Origin of the sequence: Paenibacillus septentrionalis (genome assembly GCF_042659865.1) — a bacterium.
Classification (GTDB): domain Bacteria; phylum Bacillota; class Bacilli; order Paenibacillales; family Paenibacillaceae; genus Pristimantibacillus; species Pristimantibacillus septentrionalis.
In genome coordinates this window covers 158,252-175,203 of the sequence record NZ_JBHSTE010000002.1, presented here as the reverse complement: position 1 = coordinate 175,203, position 16,952 = coordinate 158,252, and the positions used below count along the sequence as shown (strand labels likewise).

At 46.1% G+C, this 16,952-nt stretch carries 15 protein-coding genes; 11 read left to right on the top strand and 4 right to left on the bottom strand.

The window, feature by feature from the left end:
• Window positions 1-52: 52 nt before the first annotated feature.
• Together ACFP56_RS05715 and ACFP56_RS05710 are read left to right on the top strand one after the other, a co-directional pair.
• On the top strand, window positions 53-895 hold the full coding sequence (locus ACFP56_RS05715; protein WP_379232136.1) for a pentapeptide repeat-containing protein: 843 nt from the start codon (window positions 53-55) through the stop codon (window positions 893-895).
• Between the two features lie 140 nt (window positions 896-1,035).
• Window positions 1,036-3,402 (top strand): DNA topoisomerase 3, encoded by a 2,367-nt coding sequence (locus ACFP56_RS05710; protein ID WP_379232134.1) that lies wholly within the window; start codon window positions 1,036-1,038, stop codon window positions 3,400-3,402.
• Window positions 3,403-3,564: 162 nt separating this feature from the next.
• Here ACFP56_RS05710 and ACFP56_RS05705 read toward each other — a convergent pair whose 3' ends face one another.
• Both ACFP56_RS05705 and ACFP56_RS05700 read right to left on the bottom strand, forming a co-directional pair.
• Window positions 3,565-4,290 carry an HAD family hydrolase gene (locus tag ACFP56_RS05705; protein ID WP_379232131.1) on the bottom strand — a complete coding sequence of 242 codons (726 nt, stop codon included), beginning with the start codon at window positions 4,288-4,290 and terminating at the stop codon, window positions 3,565-3,567.
• A gap of 78 nt (window positions 4,291-4,368) precedes the next feature.
• On the bottom strand, window positions 4,369-4,593 hold the full coding sequence (locus tag ACFP56_RS05700; protein WP_379232129.1) for a hypothetical protein: 225 nt from the start codon (window positions 4,591-4,593) through the stop codon (window positions 4,369-4,371).
• 143 nt (window positions 4,594-4,736) lie between these two features.
• Here ACFP56_RS05700 and ACFP56_RS05695 point away from each other — a divergent pair, with 143 nt between their 5' ends.
• The 8 genes from ACFP56_RS05695 to ACFP56_RS05660 all read left to right on the top strand — a co-directional run bounded on the left by ACFP56_RS05695 (window position 4,737) and on the right by ACFP56_RS05660 (window position 13,602).
• Entirely contained in the window at window positions 4,737-5,462 is a 726-nt protein-coding gene (locus ACFP56_RS05695; protein ID WP_379232127.1) for a phosphonate ABC transporter ATP-binding protein, read from the top strand.
• Window positions 5,463-5,578: 116 nt separating this feature from the next.
• Complete coding sequence (locus ACFP56_RS05690) at window positions 5,579-7,198, top strand: APC family permease (protein ID WP_379232125.1); 1,620 nt, start codon at window positions 5,579-5,581, stop codon at window positions 7,196-7,198.
• 344 nt (window positions 7,199-7,542) lie between these two features.
• On the top strand, window positions 7,543-8,196 hold the full coding sequence (locus ACFP56_RS05685) for an MOSC domain-containing protein (protein ID WP_379232123.1): 654 nt from the start codon (window positions 7,543-7,545) through the stop codon (window positions 8,194-8,196).
• Between the two features lie 26 nt (window positions 8,197-8,222).
• A complete protein-coding gene (locus tag ACFP56_RS05680) occupies window positions 8,223-9,197 on the top strand; it encodes a phosphotransferase (protein ID WP_379232121.1) in 975 nt (324 codons plus the stop codon).
• Window positions 9,198-9,225: 28 nt separating this feature from the next.
• A complete protein-coding gene (locus ACFP56_RS05675; RefSeq protein ID WP_379232119.1) occupies window positions 9,226-10,158 on the top strand; it encodes a polysaccharide deacetylase family protein in 933 nt (310 codons plus the stop codon).
• Window positions 10,159-10,184: 26 nt separating this feature from the next.
• Window positions 10,185-11,144 carry an AAA family ATPase gene (locus ACFP56_RS05670; RefSeq protein WP_379232117.1) on the top strand — a complete coding sequence of 320 codons (960 nt, stop codon included), beginning with the start codon at window positions 10,185-10,187 and terminating at the stop codon, window positions 11,142-11,144.
• A gap of 5 nt (window positions 11,145-11,149) precedes the next feature.
• Complete coding sequence (locus ACFP56_RS05665; protein ID WP_379232115.1) at window positions 11,150-12,271, top strand: DUF58 domain-containing protein; 1,122 nt, start codon at window positions 11,150-11,152, stop codon at window positions 12,269-12,271.
• A complete protein-coding gene (locus ACFP56_RS05660; protein WP_379232113.1) occupies window positions 12,268-13,602 on the top strand; it encodes a DUF4129 domain-containing protein in 1,335 nt (444 codons plus the stop codon). The genes ACFP56_RS05665 and ACFP56_RS05660 overlap by 4 nt, the downstream gene beginning before the upstream one ends.
• 251 nt (window positions 13,603-13,853) lie before the next feature.
• Here the strand turns inward: ACFP56_RS05660 and ACFP56_RS05655 are convergent, their stop codons facing one another.
• Window positions 13,854-14,849, bottom strand: coding sequence for a YpdA family putative bacillithiol disulfide reductase (locus ACFP56_RS05655; protein WP_379232111.1), 996 nt, complete (start codon window positions 14,847-14,849; stop codon window positions 13,854-13,856).
• A gap of 165 nt (window positions 14,850-15,014) precedes the next feature.
• Window positions 15,015-16,097 (bottom strand): tyrosine recombinase XerS, encoded by a 1,083-nt coding sequence (gene xerS / locus ACFP56_RS05650; RefSeq protein ID WP_379232109.1) that lies wholly within the window; start codon window positions 16,095-16,097, stop codon window positions 15,015-15,017.
• Window positions 16,098-16,256: 159 nt separating this feature from the next.
• On the opposite strand from xerS, the gene ACFP56_RS05645 reads away from it, so the two are divergent.
• On the top strand, window positions 16,257-16,949 hold the full coding sequence (locus ACFP56_RS05645) for a DsbA family oxidoreductase (RefSeq protein ID WP_379232107.1): 693 nt from the start codon (window positions 16,257-16,259) through the stop codon (window positions 16,947-16,949).
• The last annotated feature ends 3 nt before the right edge of the window (window positions 16,950-16,952 follow it).

Below are 16,952 nucleotides of genomic sequence, written 5' to 3'. Positions count from 1 at the left end.
AAAACGGTAAACATTAAATAAGATCGCCTTGTATGTAACGAAAGGAGCAGCTATGACGATAGATACCGCTGAACAAATGAGAATAAGCATGCGAGCAGATTGCAGTCAATGCTTTGGGTTGTGCTGCACAGCTCTTTACATTGCTGCATCTGCTGACTTTGCGATGGACAAAATTGCTGGACAGCCATGCACCCATTTGCAACCAGATTATCGCTGCGGCATTCATGCTACGTTGCGAGAGACTGGTTTTAAGGGCTGTACGGTATTTGATTGCTTGGGGGCTGGTCAGCAGGTATCACAGGTTACGTTTCAAGGAATGGGCTGGAGGGAGAACCCTGAGCATGGCGAGCTGATGTTTCAGGTGTTTCCGATCATGCTGCAAGTATATGAAATAAAGGCATTCGTAGCCGAGGCTTTAACCTACCCTGTGTCTCATTCGTTAAGGGAAAAGCTATCGATTGAGTTCGAGAAACTGGAAGGACTAACGCGTCTTGACGCAGAACGTTTATTGAAGCTCGATTTACATAGCTGCCGAGTGCCGATAAAAGCATTGCTAACGGAAACAAGTATAAGCATTCGCCAGCAGCTTGCAAAGGCTACTAAATTAAAACTTCAAGCTCGACATTATGCAGGTGTAGATTGGATGGGCAAAAAGCTCGCTGGAAATGACTTGAGTTGTGCGAATTTAAGAGGGGCGTTTTTGATCGCAGCAGATTTGCGTGGTGCCAATCTTAGAGGGGCTGATTGTATTGGTGCTGATCTGCGTGATGCGAATATTAGCGGTGCTGATCTTTCGACAGCTATGTTTTTAACGCAAATGCAACTTAATGCAGCGACTGGCGATATGCACACGAAATTGCCTGCACATCTTCAGCGACCATCTCATTGGAAGTAATTACAGTCATCCTGTCTAGTAGAATACCTGCTATAATAATGGTGCTGTCATGAAGCAGTGGTCGGATCAATGTAACGATGAGTTAAATTAGTTGTTAATTACATAAATGATTAATGGCATTAATTATAGAAGGAGTCAATATGAAAACATTAATTATTGCCGAAAAACCGGATATGGGGCGCAATATTGCAGCAGCAATAGAGCCTAGAGCGAAAAATATGCGAAGTTATATCGAAGGTGAACAATATATTATTACTTGGGCGATTGGTCATCTTGTTGGCTTGGCCGAGCCAGACCTCTATGATGATCGTTATAAGAAGTGGAATATTGCTCATCTTCCAATTATTCCGTCACAATTCAAGCTTGTCGCCAATAAAAGAACAGCCGATCAGTTGAAGGTGATCAAGGAGCTGGCAGGGCGGTGCGACGCACTGGTTAATGCCTGTGATGCCGGGAGAGAAGGGCAATATATCTTCTCGCTCATTCAGCGCTATCTCAAGCTTAATCAGCCCGTAAAGCGACTGTGGATTTCGGATCTGACGGCTGAAACGATTCGCAAGGGCTTTGCTGAGCTAAGACCCGGTCAGGATTATGAAAATTTAACGAAGGCAGCATCTGCACGAAGCGAGGCGGACTGGCTGATTGGGATGAATGGCACGCGCGCATTTACAACAAAGCATAATGAGCTGCTTTCTGTTGGCCGTGTGCAGACGCCTGTTCTAGCACTAATCTATGATCGTGAAGCAGAAATCGCCAAGTTCGATTCTTTGAAGTATTTCATTGTGGAAGCTGGTTTCAAACAAGGGAATCAAAGTTATAAAGGACTGTGGCAAGGCGACCGGCTGACGGATCAAGCGAAGGCAGAGCAAATTGCCGCAGATGTTAAAGGGAAAAAAGGTGAAGTCGAGCAATACGATGCCAAAGAAGTACGAGAATATCCGCATCGCTTGTACGACTTAACACTGCTGCAGCGTGAAGCGAACAGCAAGCTTAACTTTTCTGCGAAAAAAACGCTGGATACTGCGCAAAGCTTGTATGAGAAGCATAAAGTGATTACGTACCCGCGTACGAACTCCAACTATGTAAATGAGCAAAATATTCCGGAAATGCATAAAGCACTGCAGGCGCTTCAAGGCACAGCTTATGCACAGTGGGTTGAAGGGGCGAATCGCTCGTTCGTGCATGCGGGAAATAAGAGCATTTGCAACCCGGCTAAGGTAGAGGATCATCATGCGATATTGCCAACTGCTAAAAAGGCAACCTCCTTGTCGGCAGATGAGCAGAAGCTGTATGACCTGATTGTTAAGCGCTTTTTGTCGCAATATTATCCGCCTGCACAATATATAAGCCATGTTGTATTAACGAAGGTGGAAGCACATCGCTTCAAAACGACGATCAAGCAGCTCGTAGATCTTGGCTGGAAGCATATTTATGGAGATCAGGCGGATAATACGAGCAAGCGTAAAAAGAATGCAGAGGAAGAAGAGGATGTAATCGAGCAAAGCGAGAGCTTTGAACTTGATGCAAATGAGCCTGTACATTGTCGTTCCGCCGCTGCAAAGGAAAAAGAGACTAAGCCTCCCAAATCGTACACTGAAGGAACGCTATTGAAGGCGATGGAAAGCGCAGGCAAGCAAATTGAGGACGATGAAGCGCGTGAAGCGATGAAGGATTGCGGCCTGGGCACACCAGCAACACGTGCTGCTACGATCGAACGGCTAAAGCAGGTTGGCTATATTACGATGCAAGGGAAAAAAATTACGATAACGAATAAAGGCAAGGCGGCCATTGAGTTAATACGTGGAGCAGGGATTGATCTGCTGACATCGCCCGAGATGACCGGGATATGGGAAAAACGGTTGAACGATATCGCAAGAGGGCAAGCTTCGGGTGAGCAGTTCATGGAAAATGTGAAGAAATTCGCTACGATGATTGTCGATAAGATTCGTGTACAGCCTGCTGTTGCGAAATTCAAGTTTGAGCAAGAGCCGAAAGGCAAGAAAGCGACGTCCGCGTCTGCGAAAAAAAGCAGAACAAGCAAAACAGAGGCGTCAGATGCTGCGAAAGCGACTGCTAGTTCAAGGAAGCGAAAAACTGCTGCCACGCCCGAAGTGACAGCTGAAAGAACGGCTTCAAGGTCTAATACGGTTTCGGCTAAAGAAGTCCAAGCTCCGGCTGAGCAAGCCGCATCGCCGGCTGTCCAGGTAGAGGTACAGGCTCAACCATCTCGACAACCATTAAAGAGTATTGCAGCATGTCCGAGACAAGGCTGCGGAGGCTCTATCATAATGGGGAAGAAGGGCTATGGCTGTTCTCACTTTAGGCAGGGCTGCGGTTTTGTGATATGGAGAGAGGCCTATGGGATCGAGCTTAATGCACAGCATATTCAAGCATTAGTTCAGCGAGGAACAACAGAGCAGCTCCAGCTTCAGCAAAACGGGCAGCCTATTCAAGCACAGCTTGTACTAGTGAATCGGGAGACTGGGCAAGTAGCGATAGAGGAATAACTTATAAAGCGTTATTACGAGCGTTATTCGTTATTGTAGATTTTAAGATTACATGCAAAAAGCGACTTGCAAGTGTCAGCGACCTGCAAGTGTCACTACAAGCAAAAAAGCTATCCACCAGTCAGCATGATTAACTCAAGCTGGTTAGTGGATAGCTTTTATTTAGCTGGAACGGGCAAGTATGGACGGGATTTCCTTCAAGGATTGCACGGATAAATAATGGCCTTGCGGCTCTACATCAACTTGAATAATGTTGTAGGTCCATTCATCAGGCACCTCAATGTGAATGGCATGAATACCTGCATGAAGCGCGGGCACAATATCGTTGCGGATCGAATTGCCAATCATCCATGTTCTTGGACGTTCAAAGGCCTCATTAGACAGCAATTCGTCTAACGCTGAAATATTTTTAATCTGTCGGACATAGATGCGATCATCGAAATAACGTGCTAGTCCCATATCTTCAATTTTGCGAAGCTGGATTTTGTGCTCACCGCCAGTGTACAGGTGAAGCTCGTGTCCTTGCTTTTGCAGCTGCTGCAGTGTATCCTCCATATCAGGATACGGCTCCGTTTCGTGAGCATATACATCAATTCCAATTTTCCATAGCATATCTTTTTCAATAGAGGACTGCGCGCGTCCTAGCAATTGAGAATAGTAGTGATAGGTTTCGAGAAAAGAATGAGGGAAATGCTCACTCTTAAAGCCTGTTTCGGCAATTAGCGCGCTATCAATATCATGCTGCTTATTTTTAACAGTGTCCATCGTGACTGAAGGATCACTGAACCAGATAACCATTTGCTCCGCAAAACGATCAATCGCACGAAAAAAATAACGGTTGCAGTAGATTAATGTATCATCAAGATCAAATAAAATTTGCTGCGACATGTTGTGGTTCTCCTTCTAACAATCTTGTATGACCCCAATCTACCTTATAATAGCTTGCGAGTCAATGGAAAGGTTATGCTACGCATAACGCTCCTTCGCCTGAAGCAGTCGATTTTTAATGAAGGAAATGCGATGCTTTACATAAAAGTCTTTACTATCACTGCGCAATTGAGAAGGACTGATCAGCTCACCTGTATCATTATTCTCAATAATAAGTCTTCCATCACTGAAAAAGGTAAAGGTCAGGTCTCGCTTTGGCGGAACCTTTTCTATAAATCGAAAATGCTGACAAGTTGGATTCATGCTGATCAAGCCTCCTTTAGAAGTTTAATAGAATAGAACATTTGTTCTGTTTTTATTATACCAAACATTCGTTCGTATGGAAAGAGGGTATTTTTTATCGTAAACTTAACGTATAGATGCGTTTTCATAGAAAGGATGACGATATGTTACGGGTACAAAATCTTTCGAAAACAATACCAGGTGGACCGAAGCTGCTCAAAAATATTACGTTTGATGCATATGAGGGCGATTTCATTGCAGTGAAAGGCGCAAGTGGCAGTGGAAAATCAACGTTGTTGAAATGCTTGGCCCTGCAGGAGAGCTGGACTTCAGGCAAATATATCTTTAATGGCAAAAATGTATTTGAGGGTGGCTTCCGCGCAAAGCTTCAGGTAAAGAAGGAAGTCGCGTACTTGGAAGAAAAGCCGTTTTTGTTCCCTGACAAATCGGCATTGAAAAACGTCATTATTGGCGCAGTAGGTCAGACTCCAGCTTGGAGACGCTGGACTGGCATGGTTCGCAATGATGATTATATGGGCGCAATGGACATGATCGAAAAAAGAGGCTTGCTGGACAAGGCAAAAATGAAGGCTAGACATCTATCAGGTGGCGAGCAGCAGCGTATTGCAGTTGCCAGAGCATTGGTGCATGGCGCAAAGGTAATTGTCGCGGACGAGCCCGTGGCAGGTCTTGATCCACATAATGCAGATATCGTGCTAAGCGAGCTGAAGCAGCTGTGCAAGGAGCAGGGAATTATCGTAATTGCTGTGTTGCACCAGGGAGATTGGGCTGAACGATTTGCAGATCGAATTTTAGGCTTGAACGGCGGGGAGCTTGTCCTTGATGTGTATGGCCGCCGCTTGACGGAACGCGAGAAAAATATGATATAGCATAAAAAAGAAGTGCGAGACTCTCGCACTTCTTTTTTATGCTTCGACAACGTAATCATTCTTGTTGACATGCTAATAGAGACATCAACATATAAATAGAGTATGGAGGTGTCAACATGATAGGTTTAGTATTGTTTATGCTGCTCGTATTCATCGCCGTGCTGTCGATGATCGCGATCACATTAAAGGTGCAGTCCAGTTTGCGCAAGCAAAATTATATTAGTGGTGTTCGTTATGGAAAGGTTGTGCAGCAGCTGCAGGACAAGCATGAGCTGCATCGCTTTGGCTTCGGGCAATATTTTAGAAGACAATATGGCGAGCTTTCCATATTTAGTATATCGATGAATGCAATCGGTGTGTTTCCGATAGCGCTGCTTTTGCTCGCACCGATGGTAATGCAGGGCGGTCTTGTTAACAGTCTTTTTGTATATAGTGGGGTTGGCTTGCTGTTTATCGTTATCGTTGCGCTTATCGGACAATATTTATCTACTCAACCGACTGCGGGAGGTTTGTATCATGCCGCCCTTCGAAGAGGAGGGACGTGGCTAGGCTCCTTTGTAGGTGGTCTTCAGCTAATGGGGCAGCTGTGCATGCTGCTGGGCTATAGCTATGGGGTTGTATATTTTCTGAGGCTGCTTCAGCTTCCGATGCTGTCATGGCTTGAGCATCCAGGTGCATTTACATTAGCTGTAGCTGGGGTTATCGTGCTGCAGGGCGTGATTGGCTTGCTAAAAAGCTCCTATTATCCCATTTTGCATAATGCTTCAATAGCGGTACAGGTTGTCGGTGTGATCGCGCTGCTTATAGTGTGCTATCAAGCGTTGCGAGGCGACAGCTACAGCGGCATGCATTTGTTTGCACTCGATACATCAGTAGCAAATTGGTTCTCAAACGCAAACCAGCTAACCCCGATGAATATCGGTTTAATGGTTGCATTGGCATGTCGTTTCTTTATTGGCGGAGATGCTAGCGCTCAGTCGGCAGAAGAAACAATTGAGCCAAAGGTAAGAATTGCGTGGTCTACTTTGCTATCAACGTGCTATTCATATATGGTCGGTTTAATTTTGCTGCTAGTACTGGCAATTGTATATATGAATCTGGGATTGCAAGCAACGAATGCATCAGGAACTGAATGGCTATCGTTGCTGGCTGCCAGCATTCCGGGGCTTGGTAACGTGCTTATCGTGCTCGCGCTGCTTAGCTGCTGGTTATCGAGCACAACGATGCTGCATGTAAGTGCACGAACCTTAATGGCGATGGCACGCGACGGAATTGTTCCGCTAAGCGATCAGCTGTCTAAAATCAGTTATCAAAAGCAGGAGCCGCGGCATGCACTTGTAGGTGTACAGTTCATCGCGCTTGGCCTGCTTTTAGCACTATTCCTCGTTGGTGCGCAGCACTATTTTATTACGGTTAGCCTGCTTGCATTTATATGCTATGCGTTGATCTATGTGCTCTTGCTATATGGTGTACCACTGGATCAGAAAACAGCGCTATGGAAGCTAGAGGAGTGGGATAGACCAATCCGCTTAGTCAGCGTGTTACTGCTGATTGGGCTGGCGAGCGCCGCAGGGGCAGCACTTGCTTATACTGAATTGCTTATTGTCTTCGTACCGCTTGTGCTTCTATGGCTGTATGCCGTCGTGAAAAGGGGATTTGCTACAAAGCTGCTGCAATATGATGCGGGAGGCAGTCGAGACTTATTTGAAATGGAAAGCCAAATGCCATTACATTAACATCGTGAGGAACGTTATTGAAAAACGATAGAGAGCGTAGTAAATGTGTAAATGGAAACAGACAAAGATCAGAAAAAAGGGCCTGGCACGGAACAGAATTGGTGGAAACATCACGATCATAACGGCGAGAAATAATGATGGATAAACAGGAAATAACCGTGCAATAAGGGAAATAGTAAAGCGTATATTTCCCGGGCAAGCGCAGGACTTTACAAATGTCGCCTTACTTTCGACGGTAGCGCGATTCTGTTTGAGGGGAGAAAGCTGTCGAATTGTAATAGAAAATCTAACTATTTTGCCAATTCCGTCTATTAGAAGCTATAATACTATTAGGTGGTGAACAAATGGAAAAAAAGTTGGAATCCATGCCTAAAATTATTTCCTTTCATGTCGGGAAAACGATCATGATTAAGCATGGCAAAAAAGAAGTGCCGTCAGCTATTTTCAAGCAGCCCTCTAATAACCGACACTGGATCAGCAAGCTAGGCGTGCAAGGTGATGAACAGGGAGATACCGTTCATCACGGTGGTGCGGACAAAGCCATCTGTGTCTATTTGCAGGAAAGCTATAAGGTATGGGAGGCATTAGGCCGACCTTTAACGGCGGGAGCATTTGGCGAAAACATGACGATTTCAGGGCTTACGGAGGAAACTGTCGCGATAGGAGATACGTTTAGAATCGGTACGATGGTCGTTCAAGTGAGTCAACCACGCCAGCCTTGCTTCAAGCTTGGCATTCGCAACGAATGGCCTGAGCTGGTGCAGCTTTCCAAGAACAATGGGTATACGGGTTATTACATGCGTGTACTTGAGGAAGGCGAAGCGAGTGTTGATATGGAGCTGGAGCTCATTGAGAAGGCGGAGCATTCCTTGTCGATTAAGGAAGCGAATCACATTATGTACGGAGCTAACAGCACACTTGAACAGTGGAAAAAGCTAGCTTCCATTCCTGAACTGGCAGATGCCTGGAAAAGCAGCATACATAAAAAGCTAACGTAGCCATACAGTGGGAAATGGGGGATCGGATGACAACTAGCCTATCTGCTGAGCTTATGCAGCTATTAGCGCAGTATCACTGGTGCGGACAACCTCGCATCATTCCGGGAATGAGCGGTATGAACAACACTACGATTACGCTGGAAGATGACTGCGAACGAGCGATCATTCGTATTTACAACAATCATGCGGATCTGAGTAAGCTGGAATTTGAGCACCGCATGCTGCTTGAACTGCAGCGCCAATCGTTATCGTTAGCGCTTCCGGTTCCACAAATGAATAGAATGAGCAGCACGATCTCGACTCTAGAAGATGGTAGGCTTGCTGCTCGTTTTTGCTATATCGAAGGTGAACGACCTTCAACTAGCAGCAAGGAGCAGATGACAAGCCTTGCAGCAGCAGCAGCCGAGCTAAGCGTAGCATTATCGAAGCTGACAGTTGCGGAGGTGCCTGCTTATTCACCGTACTATGAACTGGCGGACAATTATGCTCCGTTCAACGAAGAGGCTGTACTTCGCCTGCTCGCTCATGCCGAGCTGGCGCAGCTGGAGGATGAGCTGCTGCTTATTCAGCGCGAACGCAGCAAGCTGGAGCAGCTTCAGCCTGAGCTTATGGCTTTGCCACAGCAATGGATACATGGCGATATCAATTGCAGCAACTCGCTTGCTGTCGGTGATCGTGTTACTGCAATACTTGATTTTGAATTTGTTACGCGCGATATGCGGGTGATGGAACTAGCCGTATTACTCTCAGAGCTGATAAAACCACAGACGGAAGCGTTACAGGAGAAGCTTGAAGCGATGCAAGAAGCCTTTGTTGCAATCGTTCCGCTTCACATAAGCGAAATTGAACTTCTGCCTGAGCTGATTAAGCTGCGCAGTGTCGATGTAGCGATGCACTTTGTGCAGCGATTTGAGCAGGGCTTGGACCAGGGGAACGTACTGGCTTCAATCGTTGAACATGCAGCATTTGCTATTAATTATGTGAATAAGGCTATGGCCTAACCAATTAGAAGAAGGCGAGGGATGAAGGATGAGTCTGGCACAGCAATTAGGATATTCAGAGCAGGATCGACTGCTCATAATTAACGGTGATGATTTTGGATTGTCTCCCTCCTTTAACGAAGGAATCCAGCAGCTGCTCCAATCTGAAGCGATCAGCTCTGCGACAGTAATGATGCCTTGTGCTTATGCACGTGCCGCGGTCTCCTGGAGCGTTAACAACCCTCAGTATGATGTAGGTGTTCATTTTACGTTTACAAGCGAATGGAATGCTTACAAATGGGGGCCAGTTACACGCAACGCCGATGTATCGAGCCTTGTTACGAATGAAGGCTATTTTCATCATGATTGCTTGGGCTTTGAGCAGGCTGCAACGCCAAGTCAGGTTGCGCTCGAGCTTAACCATCAAATTGAGATGGCACTTCAGCTTGGTATGAAGCCAAGTCATGCGGACAGCCATATGGGCAGCCTGTACGGGTTAGCAACGGGCAAGCATTTTTTAGTGGAAGCGCTAGATGTATGTGCGCATTATGGCTTGCCGTTTCGTCTACCGCGTTACGTCAATGAAGCGCAGCAGGAAGTTGTGCCTGCTCAACTCGAACCACAATTGACAGCGCTTGCGCAGCTGGCGGATCAGAAGGGTGTTGTCATTGTCGATTACTTGATCGGGCTGCCGTTCGAAGCAAAAGCTGACGAGACGACACAGTCTTTTCTGCAGGAGCTGAAGAGCTATCTAAGCAAGCTTAAACCAGGAGTGTCAGAGCTGATTGTGCACCCCAGCAAGCCTTCTGAGGAGTTGAACTATTTCCATAGTCATGCAAGCAAGCGCATCGTCGAATGGGAAGCGTTGCAGCATCCGGAGTTCAAGCAGTATTTGCAGGAGCAAAATATTAAGCTTATTCATTGGAAAGACTTGCAGCAGCTGCAACGAAAACAAGCTGGACGCAGCTATCCGTTTGCGTAGTCGCTAATAGAATTGGAGGAGTTCTCATGGACCAAACCGCAATTCAGCAAATCTATGAAGCAGTTAAAAGCAATGTAGGAAAAGTAATCGTAGGCAAGGATGAGGTTATAGAACTACTCGTTATTGCATTAATTACCAATGGTCATGTGTTGCTTGAGGATGTTCCTGGAACAGGCAAAACGATGCTTGCGAAATCATTAGCCAGCTCCTTGTCTCTGCAATTCAAGCGCATTCAGTTCACGCCTGATCTGCTGCCGTCTGACTTGAGCGGCATTCACTACTATAATCAAAAAAGCGGCGAGTTTGAGTTTAGAGCAGGACCGGTATTCAGTAATATTTTGCTTGCCGATGAAATCAATCGTGCGACTCCGAGAACGCAATCGAGCCTGCTCGAATGTATGGAGGAAAAGCAAGTGAGTATCGACGGCATTACGATGCCGCTAGGTTCTCCATTTATGGTTATTGCGACGCAAAATCCAATTGAGCAGCAAGGAACTTTCCCTTTGCCGGAAGCGCAGCTTGACCGCTTTTTGTTCAAAATTAAAATGGGCTACCCTACAAGCGAAGAGGGTGTGGAGCTGCTAAAACGCTTCAAGGACGAAAACCCTCTGCAAAAGCTTCAGGCCGTTGTTACAAAGGAGCAGCTTGCACAAGCAGCCCGAAGCTACACCAGTGTAAAGCTGTCCGATGAGCTGCTTGGATATATTGTGGCGGTTGTCGAGGCTACAAGAACTAGAGAAGATGTGCAGATGGGCGTATCGCCTCGTGGCAGTCAAGCGCTTCTGCGTGCGGTGCAGGTGTATGCTGCGCTTAGAGGAAGAGATTATGTAACGCCAGATGATGTAAAAGCGATGGCTGCTCCTGTACTCGCGCATCGCTTGGCATTGCGCGGCATGCATCGCGGTACTGCGGCAACCGAGCATGTGATTCATCAGGTGCTGCAGCAGGTTACGGTACCTACTGAAGCAATGCCGCATGGAGTGTAGCGTGTATGGTGCTGTTTTGGTTTTTATTAACGACATTAATTATTGTGGCAATACAGCAGGTCTTATTTCGACGATTCAGCTTTAAAGGGTTGGAATACAGTCGCAAATTCGTATCGCGAACATGTTTTCAGGACGATGAAACGATGCTCGTTGAAACACTTAGCAATAAAAAACGGCTGCCTATTCCATGGATGTATGTGGAATCCTCATTAGAAGCATCGCTGCAGTTTAGCAACCAGGATAATTTTTCGGTTAGTGCGGGCAGCCATTATCAAAACCATCAAAGCTATTTCACGCTTTCGAGCTATCAACGCATTAAGCGTACCCATACGTTAATTCCGCGTCGGCGCGGCTTGTATCAGCTGCAGACGGTGACCTTAACAAGTGGAGATCTGCTAGGGTTAACGAGGCAAACCAAAAAGATTCCACTGAATTCCCAGTTAACCGTGTACCCAAAGCCGCTTGAACTTCCGCTGGACCATCTGCCATCTCATAGCTGGCAAGGCGATCAAATCGTAAAGCGCTTTATCCTTCCAGACCCATTTCTAACGGCGGGGACTAGACCGTATATGTATGGCGACTCGCTAAAGTCTGTAAACTGGAAAGCAACGGCCCGTACGGGCGGGCTTCAGGTGCATCAATATGAATTTACAGCCAGCCGAAAGCTTCTAATTATTGTAAATGTGGATGACCATGAGGGAATGTGGAAGGTGGTTAGCAATGTTGATCAGATTGAGTGGTGCATCAATGCTGCTGCCGGAATTTCAAAGCAAGCGATCGAGCAGGGAATGGAGTGTGGTTTTGCCGCTAACATGAGAAGCTTAGATCAAGCTTCAAGCACCTGGATTGCGCCTGCTCGTGGCGAAGGGCATTGGTATGTCATATTAGAACAAATGTCCAAACTGCTCCTGGATCGAACAGAAGCCTTGCATGAAATGCTTCTTCGCTATGCTGAAGAATGGTTAACGCATCATGATCTTCTGATCATTAGCTCCTATTGGAATGAAGCTGGAGAACAAGCAGCAGAGCAGCTTCGACAGCAGCAAAATGCCGTGCTCGTGCTTCGGGCGGACGAGCTGTATGAATATTCAGGTAATAAGGAGCAGGGCAAGGAGGCGGTAGGATGAGTGGTTCTTCACTAAAGCGATGGTTTATGCCATTATGGCAGGCAATCGTTGAATTAATCTTCTATGCGCCGATATGGCTAACGATTGGTATATACAGTCTGTCAGATTCGATGCTGCTTCTGTGGGTTGTATTGCTGATTGTCACGTATTGGCTACCGTATCAGCTGCTCTACAATAAATCAGAAGTCAGAAACGCCTATCGAATATCTGCCGTCCTCTTGCTTGGTGGAGCCCCGCTGCTCATACTGGCAGCGCTCACTTCCCAAGACCTGCCGCTTAATGCATGGATTGGCTGCTTGTTAGTTGGATTCACGTTTGTTACAAACAGCTTTCGTTCGTTGCAGCTAGGCTGGATCAATAGCTTTTCAAGTACGATTATGCTTATTTTTTTATTTCTTGCGGTTGTGCTGCAAGTCCTGAAGGTGACAGCTCTGCATGAGCTGGCGAGCTATAATACGCTTTTTTATAGCTTAGGCATTCTGGCAGTATTGCTATTTTTATATATTCATAATGAACGTATGGTGACGGATCAGCAGATGATTGACGCTTCGTCGGCGACGATCAAACGCTCAGTAATTATGAATCGAATTTATATTACGATCATTTCCTTGCTGGTCGTTGGCATTATGCTGTTTCGAGATTTGCAGCGTCTAGTGGAGCGATATGTAGGGGAATGGATAACAGCTTTGCTTGCTTGGCTGCTGCGAGAGCGTGCAGTTGAAGAGCCGCCGCCGCAAGAGCAGCCTTCAGGAGAAATGCCCCAGCTTGGAGACCTAGGACCACAAGGAGAACCATCTAAGTTTTGGGCTATTCTTGAGCTTATAGTGAAATGGCTGGCGATTGCAGCGCTTATCGCGCTGGCTGTTGTCGTTGTATACTATGCTGTACGCAAGCTTATGCCGCTAATGAAGCAGATGCTTGCTCATTTGCTTCGTTTAAAGGGGCTGCAAGGCAGTACTGCAACGGGCTATACAGATGAAATTGAAGAACTCGTGCCGGAAAAGCTTAAGGAGAAGAAGCAGAAGAAGGTCAAACCTGCTGCCAAGCTAAAGGGCTGGAAAGGACTGAGTGCTGCCGAGAAGGTCAGAGCTCTTTACCGCAGCGCAGTTGATCTAGGACGGCAAAAAGGAAAGCCGATTGCTCCTTATTATACGGCAAAGGAAACGATCGCACTGCTTAAGGAAGACGGGGAAAACGCCAACAATCAAGCCTATGAACGTCTGCTAGAACGTTACAATGATACCCGCTACGGGGACATTGAGCCTAATGAGCAAGAGATAGACCGGCTTAAGGAGCAACTAGAGCAGACTCAGAAAAAGGGGAGATCGTAGCACTCTTAACTCCTAGGTTTGAGCATCACATAACACTCTATTCTCTAGCAGTTGCTTGCTAACTTGTGATCAGCGATACTCGGTGATGACACCAAATGAATAGCTTCCGCTAACAATAAACCGAACGATAACGAAATGTGGCTCAACACAATTTCGTTATCGTTCGGTTTTCTTTATAAGCATCGAAAGTATGGTTTCATGTTCGGCCCATACTATAGTGAAAGTTGAATTTGTCGCGCGTCATTTTTACATTACGACTGAGCTTGACCCTCGCCTCGTGCAGATAGATAGGCTGCTATTTTATCGCCGTGGAACCGTCCAGACTCGATAAATATTTCATTAGCGTCTTCTTTACGGGATACAACAACACCCGCTAAAAAGATGCCAGGCACATTGCTTTCCATCGTATCCTGATTATAGGAAGGATGACCTTCAGGCTCAAAGGTAACGCCAGCGGCTGTTAAAAAATCATGATCAGGATGGAAGCCGGTCAACGCAAGCACAGAGTCATTAGCTAGCACTTGTCTGCCTTCAGGTGTTGACACTTCAATAGTGCGATTAAGAATCGCTTCAACCCGTGAAGAGAACAGCATGCGAATCGCCCCTTTTTCGACCTTGGCTTCGATAACTGGTCGAACCCACGGCTTGATGCTTCTAGAGTATTCGGCCCCGCGATAAACAATTGTAACTCGTGCGCCTACGCGCTCAAGCTCGAGCGCTGCATCGATTGAAGAGTTGCTGCCGCCGATTATCGCTACCTCCAGACCTGTATAAGGATGTGCTTCACGGAAAAAGTGGCTTACTTTCGGCAGATCCTCGCCTGGAATGCCAAGCATATTAGGATGATCGAAATAGCCTGTCGAGACAATGACGTACTTCGCTGCATATTGGAATGTTTCATCATATTGATTAATGGCATTAAGTAAAAAACCTTGCTCTGTCTTGTTAATGCTTGTGACGGTCATAAATGGCTGTACACGCACATTGTGGCGCTGTGCAGCTGTTCGGTAGTAGTTCAAAGCCTCTAACCGAGTAGGCTTGTCATTTGCCGTTGTAAATGGAATATCGCCAATCTCCAGTCGTTCAGCTGTACTGAAAAATGACATATACGTAGGATATTGTGATATAGAATGCACGATATTGCGCTTTTCGATCACGAGCGGTTTTATCCCGATTCGCTGAAGCGATATTGCAGCCGCCAATCCGCATGGACCTGCTCCGATGATGATGGTATGTTCCTCTATCATAGTTGGTTCCTCCTAAAGCTCCTGTTCTGTTCTCTCTAATGTGTCTTTTATCTTGTAAATCCTGTTTCCTGAGACATCCCTATACACTAGCAGTCTCATCGTTTATTGTACGCCTGTATGCTGTGAAAATCGATCCTGCTGCATCAAGCATCTTGCAGATGCAGACTAGTTTTCCTGTGTACGATCAATGGCTTCCGCCATTGTTTTATCCGTAAGATGGGCATAGATTTGCGTTGTATCCGGCGAGGCATGGCCAAGCTGCTCCTGTGTCTTGTAGATATCATTACGCAAATAATAGTCGGTTGCAAATGAATGTCTAAGCTTATGTACAGACAGGTAGGGCTTTCCGAAATGAGTCGCATATTTGATTACCATCGCTTGAATGGCTCGTTTCGTCATGCGTGAGCCTTCGTTTTTGCCGTTGGCAATTGCTAAAAACATCGCTTTCTCTTTTTTAGGAGCGCGGTAGCTTGTATCCCTCAGCTCCAAGTATTGCTTCAGATCGTCAACCGCAGCCTGCCTGAAATAAACCGGTGTTTTGAACGTTTCATCGTTTTTACCTTTACGGAATACATAGCACAGCTTTTTTTTGAGATCGATATCGTCAACATTCAAGTTTACAAGCTCTGAGACACGCAGACCTGAGTGAAGAATCAAGCTGATAATGCAGCTGTCTCGCACAACGTTCAACTGATAGGAGTACATGGCTTGCTTATTGCGCGCCATATCCTTGCCGTAGTCGACTCGCACATAGTGTAGAAATTCATCAATTTCATGCTCTTGCAGCAGCTTGCCTTCCAGCTTAGCCGCTGTATCCTTGGGCTTATGCGTTCGCTTAATTGCGACCTTTGCCATAACATTGCGTTTGAGCAACGGATAAAAGTGCTCATCCTCGGCAATTTGACTCAAGTAATGGAAAAGTGAGCGAAGCGAGGACAGCTTGCGAGTAATTGTCGTTCGACTGTTCCGCTCTTCCTTGAATGTGGAAAGATATAAGCGATATCCATCAATTGCTTCCATGCGCAGCTGCTCAAGCTCCGTGAGTGATACATCCTTTACCGAGGTTGCTTGAGACAGGCCTTCAGCCATAAGCCAGTGAAAAAAGGTTTCGTAGTCTCTTATATATTCTAACAAGGTGGAGGGAGACAAATCAGGCAGTTTATACTGGATGAATTGCTCCACATACCACGGCATGCTTGGCATTCTGCGTTCGAGCTCTTGACGATCTTTGACTTTAATAATATTCATCGTACCAGCTCCCTCTATAAATGAAAAACATCGTATAGTCAATATTGTACCAACTGTCGGGTTGGGGTACAATAATTGAGACTTAAGAAACCATGATCATTCATAGCGCATGACGACATAGCAGGTGACATTGGATTCAATAGAAAAGGGGGTAAGAACATGAAAGTAGAAATTTGGTCGGATTTTGCCTGTCCTTTCTGTTACATAGGAAAAACGTATTATGAGCAAGCATTGGCTCAGTTTCCCAATCGGGAGCAGATCGTGACGCAATATAAAAGCTTTGAGCTGGACCCTAATGAAACTCCGCAGCGCTCAACCATTGAGGCGTTAGCCGAGAAATACGGAAATAGTGTGGCACAAACAAAGGAAATGACTAAGGGCGTAGCAAGTCGTGCAGCGGAGGCAGGATTAACCTTTCACTTTGACAATATGATGACGATTCATTCATTGGATGCGCATCGCATTATGCACTATGCAGAGTCGCAAGGGAAGGCGAAAGAGCTTGCTGGAGCGTTATTCTACGCTTATTTTACAGACAATAAAAATCTGTCTGATCATCAAGTGCTTACTGAGCTTGCGGAATCCGTAGGACTTCAGGTTGCTGACGTGCTTAGCGATCCTGAGAAATTTAAATCACAGGTAAGAGCGGATGAATTCGAAGCGCAGCAGCTAGGTGTGCGCGGAGTTCCGTTTTTTGTTGTTGATCGCAAGTACGCGATTAGCGGTGCGCAGCCAGTATCTGTATTTCTTGACACCTTGAACAAAGCATGGTCGGAGCGTGCTGGCGGCTTAACTCAAGTTGTTTCTTCAGATGACAGTGACAGCTGTGGCCCTGATGGCTGTAAAGTATAAAGG

Coding starts and splice junctions, on each gene's coding strand:
- ACFP56_RS05715 (WP_379232136.1), top strand. CDS start 53: ATGACGATAGATACCGCTGAACAAATGAGAATAAGCATGCGAGCAGAT.
- ACFP56_RS05710 (WP_379232134.1), top strand. CDS start 1,036: ATGAAAACATTAATTATTGCCGAAAAACCGGATATGGGGCGCAATATT.
- ACFP56_RS05705 (WP_379232131.1), bottom strand. CDS start 4,290: ATGTCGCAGCAAATTTTATTTGATCTTGATGATACATTAATCTACTGC.
- ACFP56_RS05700 (WP_379232129.1), bottom strand. CDS start 4,593: ATGAATCCAACTTGTCAGCATTTTCGATTTATAGAAAAGGTTCCGCCA.
- ACFP56_RS05695 (WP_379232127.1), top strand. CDS start 4,737: ATGTTACGGGTACAAAATCTTTCGAAAACAATACCAGGTGGACCGAAG.
- ACFP56_RS05690 (WP_379232125.1), top strand. CDS start 5,579: ATGATAGGTTTAGTATTGTTTATGCTGCTCGTATTCATCGCCGTGCTG.
- ACFP56_RS05685 (WP_379232123.1), top strand. CDS start 7,543: ATGGAAAAAAAGTTGGAATCCATGCCTAAAATTATTTCCTTTCATGTC.
- ACFP56_RS05680 (WP_379232121.1), top strand. CDS start 8,223: ATGACAACTAGCCTATCTGCTGAGCTTATGCAGCTATTAGCGCAGTAT.
- ACFP56_RS05675 (WP_379232119.1), top strand. CDS start 9,226: ATGAGTCTGGCACAGCAATTAGGATATTCAGAGCAGGATCGACTGCTC.
- ACFP56_RS05670 (WP_379232117.1), top strand. CDS start 10,185: ATGGACCAAACCGCAATTCAGCAAATCTATGAAGCAGTTAAAAGCAAT.
- ACFP56_RS05665 (WP_379232115.1), top strand. CDS start 11,150: ATGGTGCTGTTTTGGTTTTTATTAACGACATTAATTATTGTGGCAATA.
- ACFP56_RS05660 (WP_379232113.1), top strand. CDS start 12,268: ATGAGTGGTTCTTCACTAAAGCGATGGTTTATGCCATTATGGCAGGCA.
- ACFP56_RS05655 (WP_379232111.1), bottom strand. CDS start 14,849: ATGATAGAGGAACATACCATCATCATCGGAGCAGGTCCATGCGGATTG.
- xerS (WP_379232109.1), bottom strand. CDS start 16,097: ATGAATATTATTAAAGTCAAAGATCGTCAAGAGCTCGAACGCAGAATG.
- ACFP56_RS05645 (WP_379232107.1), top strand. CDS start 16,257: ATGAAAGTAGAAATTTGGTCGGATTTTGCCTGTCCTTTCTGTTACATA.